The organism is Roseomonas sp. TAS13 (assembly GCF_001950415.1).
Taxonomy (GTDB): domain Bacteria; phylum Pseudomonadota; class Alphaproteobacteria; order Acetobacterales; family Acetobacteraceae; genus Roseomonas; species Roseomonas mucosa.
The window spans coordinates 1-3,143 of sequence record NZ_BDLP01000448.1 but is presented as its reverse complement, the minus strand read 5'-3'; the positions used below and the strand labels follow the sequence as shown (position 1 = coordinate 3,143).

Genomic DNA, 3,143 nt, shown 5'->3' with positions numbered 1-3,143 from the left:
GGGTCCGGGGACCGGCTCCGGTCCCCGGCGGAGAGGGGGCCCGGCGGGAGAGGCGGCGCCTCTCCCCCGGGACGAGCCACGGAGCGCCACGATCGGAGGGAGGGCGCTATTCCTCCCAGCCGATGGCGCGGCGCAGGAAGGCGGTGCCGAGGGCCGAGAAGGTGGCGATCTCGCCGCTGTCCTTGCCATAGCCATGGCCGCCCGCGCCGGGCTCGTAGAAATGCGCGTCGTAGCCCATGGCCTGGAGCTTCGCCGCCATCTTGCGGGCATGGCCGGGATGGACGCGATCGTCCTTGCGTGCCGTGGCGAGCAGGATGGGCGGGTAGCGCCGGCCCGGCTCGGCGGTGTGGTAGGCCGAGATGTGCCGGAGGAAGGCCCAGTCCTCCGGCTTCTCCGGGTCGCCGTATTCCGCGATCCAGCTCGCCCCGGCCAGCAGCTTCGTATAGCGGCGCATGTCCACCAGCGGGATGGTGCAGAACAGCGCCCCGAAACGCTCCGGATAGCGTGTCAGCATGTTCGCGATCAGCAGCCCGCCGTTCGAGCCGCCCTCCGCCGCGATGCGCTCCGGCCGGGTGACGCCGCGCCGCACCAGATCCTCCGCCACGGCGGCGAAATCGTCGTGCGAGCGGATCTTGTTGGCCAGCCGCCCGGCCTCGTGCCAGCGCGTGCCGAACTCGCCGCCGCCGCGGATGTTGGCGAGCACGGTGGTGCCGCCCTTCTCCAGCCAGAGCTTGCCCGTGCGCAGGGCGTAATAGGGCTGGGTGGTGACCTGGAAGCCGCCATAGCCCGTCATGTGCACCGGCGCGTCGCCGGTCAGCCCCTCCGGCCCGACCTGCACATAGGGGATGCGTTCCCCATCCACCGAGACCGCCTCGTGCCGCGTCACCGCCAGCCCGGCCGCGTCATAGACGCGCGGCGCCTGCTTCAGCAGCGCCGGCATGGGCAGCTCCAGGGAGGACAGCATCAGGCTCGGCGGGGTGACGGGGTCCTGGGCGCTGACCATCAGCGTGCCGTCGGATTCCGCCTCCTCCGCATCCAGCGGCCAGACGCCGACCACGCCGATCCGCGGCAGGCCCGGGATCTCCGCGGCGTGCCATTCCACACCGCCGTCGCCGGGCGGGGTCCGCAGGGTGAAGACCGGGCGCAGGTCGTCCAGCACCGACAGCACCAGTCGCCCCCGGCACCAGAAGAAGCCCTGCAGCGCCCGCCGCTCGCCCGGCACGAAAAGCGTGGCGAAGTCCCGGCTCCCCGCCAGGAAATCCGCCAGCCGGATGCCCAGCAGCGTGTCCGGCGCGTGGGTCTTCCCCGCCACCGTCCAGGGCGTGCGCGGCCAGAGGGCCAGCCAGCCCTCCAGCTCCGCGCCGCCGGCCGGGACGGTGCCGCCATGGTGCCAGTCCAGCCGCATGTCGGTCGGCAGGTCGAGCGTCCTGACCGCCCCGCCCGGCTTCGCCAGGTGGTAGCGCGCATCGTAGAAGCCGATCTGCTCGCGGAACACCAGATGGCCCGTCTCGCGGTCCACCGTGCCCCAGAGCCCCATGCTCTCCGGCGCGGTCTCGAACAGCACCTCCGCCGCCAGCGGCGCCTCGCCCCGGCGCCAGAGCCGGATGCGGCGGGGATAGCCGGACTGGGTGGCATTCCCCTCGCCCAGCGCGGTGGAGAGCAGCAGCGCGTCGCGATCGATCCAGTCCACCATCCCCTTGGCTTCCGGCACGGCGAAGCCGCCCTCCACGAAGCACCGGCCGGGAAGGTCGAACTCCCGCAGCACCGCCGCGTCGCCACCGCCGCGCGACAGCGACAGGATCGCCCGGTCATGCGCGCCCGGCAGGCTGCGCGCCCCCTGCCAGACCCAATCCTCCCCCTCCGCCGCCGCCAGGACGTCGAGGTCGAGCAGGTCCTCCCAGGCCGGATCGCTGGTGCGGTAGGATTCCAGCGTCGTCCGCCGCCAGAGCCCGCGCGGCCGTCCGGCATCCTGCCAGAAATTGTACAGCAGCCCGCCCCGGCGGGTGACGAAGGGCAGCTTGTCCGGCCGGTCCATCGCCGCCTTCAGCGCGTCGCGATCGGCCTCGAATCGGGAATCGGCAAGGTCGGCGAGCAGCGCGGCATTCCGCGCCTCCACCCATTCCAGGGCACGGGCGCCCTCCACCTCCTCCAGCCAGAGCCAGGGGTCCTCGTCCGGCGCGGCGAGGGTCGGGCGGGAATCGGGTTCCGGCATGGCGGGCATCCTCTGAACGGCCGGGACGAGGCCAGGAGTGGAAAAGGGGCGCAGGGTGGCGGGGACGACCCGGCGAGGATAGAGCCAGGGCAGCCCCGCGCCAAAACAGCGTGGCCGCCCGCGAATGTTCCGATTTCGTTTCGTATTGCCGAAGCGCAAGGAAATCCCTGCGCCAACCCTCAAGGATGCAGCCGCCATCCGTTTCGGATCGTTGCAAAACCTTTATGCAGCGTCCTCGTTCTCAGAATGACCGCTGGACATGGCATCGCCGTCCAGGCTTCTTATATTACAGCCATGACAGAATCATCCGCCCGGGAGAACCGTCCCATGCATCGCCGGACCGTCCGCAAGGCCCGCTTCCTCGCGGGCTTCGCTGCCCTTGCCCTGGCCCTGGCGCCGGCCCTCGCCGAAGCGCGCCCCGGTGGCGGCTTCTCCTCGGGCAGCCGCGGCAGCCGCAGCTTCAACGCGCCCCCGGCCACCCGCACCGCACCGGGCGGCGGCACGAACACCTTCGACCGCAGCGACATGTCGCGCGGCGGCGTGAACCAGGCCACCCCGGCCCGGCCGCCCAGCTACACCCCCGCCCCGGCGGGCAGCCGCTTCGGCGGCGGCTTCATGGGCGGCATGATGGGCGGCCTGCTCGGCGCCGGCCTGCTCGGCATGCTGTTCGGCTTCGGCTTCGGCGGCATTTCCGGCTTTGCCGGTGTGATCGGCCTGCTGCTGCAGATCGCCCTGGTTGTCGGCGGCATCATGCTGCTGATGCGCTTCCTCCGCCGCCGCCAGACCGGCATGGCCCAAGGGGGAACGCCCCGGGGCGGCATGGCCATGGCCGGGAACGCCCCGGGCTATGCCCGTGAAACGCAGGACCCGATGGGCAACCGCCCCGGCCCGCTGGGCTGTCTCTTGATCACATCTACGCACAGCTCCACCG

1 protein-coding gene and 1 pseudogene are annotated in these 3,143 nt (G+C 72.0%); one reads left to right on the top strand and one right to left on the bottom strand.

What is annotated here, in order from left to right; all coding sequences use genetic code 11:
- Nucleotides 1–106: 106 nt before the first annotated feature.
- On the bottom strand, nt 107–2,212 hold the full coding sequence (locus ROTAS13_RS21855; protein WP_075823406.1) for a prolyl oligopeptidase family protein: 2,106 nt from the start codon (nt 2,210–2,212) through the stop codon (nt 107–109).
- A gap of 327 nt (nt 2,213–2,539) precedes the next feature.
- Between ROTAS13_RS21855 and ROTAS13_RS21850 the strand changes: the two are divergent.
- Nucleotides 2,540–3,143, top strand: a pseudogene (locus ROTAS13_RS21850) (Tim44 domain-containing protein); the annotation flags it as partial.